The organism is Amycolatopsis saalfeldensis, from assembly GCF_900110575.1.
Lineage (GTDB): Bacteria > Actinomycetota > Actinomycetes > Mycobacteriales > Pseudonocardiaceae > Amycolatopsis > Amycolatopsis saalfeldensis.
The window spans coordinates 1-1,282 of sequence record NZ_FOEF01000065.1 but is presented as its reverse complement, the minus strand read 5'-3'; the positions used below and the strand labels follow the sequence as shown (position 1 = coordinate 1,282).

Sequence of the window (1,282 nt, the reverse complement as noted above, 5' to 3'; positions counted from 1 at the left end):
GGGGTGGGATACCTCATCTTGGAACAGGCTTCCCGCTTAGATGCCTTCAGCGGTTATCCCTTCCGAACGTGGCCAACCAGCCATGCCCCTGGCGGGACAACTGGCACACCAGAGGTTCGTCCGTCCCGGTCCTCTCGTACTAGGGACAGCCTTCCTCAAGTATCCTACGCGCGCGGCGGATAGGGACCGAACTGTCTCACGACGTTCTAAACCCAGCTCGCGTGCCGCTTTAATGGGCGAACAGCCCAACCCTTGGGACCTACTCCGGCCCCAGGATGCGACGAGCCGACATCGAGGTGCCAAACCATGCCGTCGATATGGACTCTTGGGCAAGATCAGCCTGTTATCCCCGGGGTACCTTTTATCCGTTGAGCGACACCCCTTCCACCAGGTGGTGCCGGATCACTAGTCCCGACTTTCGTCCCTGCTCGACATGTCTGTCTCACAGTCAAGCTCCCTTGTGCACTTGCACTCAACACCTGATTGCCAACCAGGCTGAGGGAACCTTTGGGCGCCTCCGTTACTCTTTAGGAGGCAACCGCCCCAGTTAAACTACCCATCAGGCACTGTCCCTGAACCAGATCATGGTCCGAGGTTGAGATTCCCAATTCGACCAGAGTGGTATTTCAACAACGACTCCACCACCACTAGCGTGATGACTTCACAGTCTCCCACCTATCCTACACAAGCCGAACCGAAAACCAATACCAAACTATAGTAAAGGTCCCGGGGTCTTTCCGTCCTGCCGCGCGTAACGAGCATCTTTACTCGTAGTGCAATTTCGCCGGGCCTGTGGTTGAGACAGCCGGAAAGTCGTTACGCCATTCGTGCAGGTCGGAACTTACCCGACAAGGAATTTCGCTACCTTAGGATGGTTATAGTTACCACCGCCGTTTACTGGCGCTTAAATTCTCAGCTTCACCCCCGAAGGGATTAACCGGTCCTCTTAACGTTCCAGCACCGGGCAGGCGTCAGTCCATATACATCGTCTTGCGACTTCGCATGGACCTGTGTTTTTAGTAAACAGTCGCTTTCCGCTGGTCTCTGCGGCCACCCACCCCTAGCCCGTGAAGAGCTTCAGGATGTTTGGCCCCCCTTCTCCCGAAGTTACGGGGGCATTTTGCCGAGTTCCTTAACCACAGTTCACCCGATCGCCTTAGTATTCTCTACCTGACCACCTGTGTTGGTTTGGGGTACGGGCCGTGCATGCACTCACTAGAGGCTTTTCTCGGCAGCATAGGATCACTCTACTTCGCCTCAAACGGCTACGCATCACGTCTCA

The 1,282-nt window shown here is 55.7% G+C and carries 1 rRNA gene; it reads right to left on the bottom strand.

The features are described from left to right. Positions 1-1,282: ribosomal RNA gene (locus BMY97_RS45705) — 23S ribosomal RNA — on the bottom strand; the annotation flags it as partial.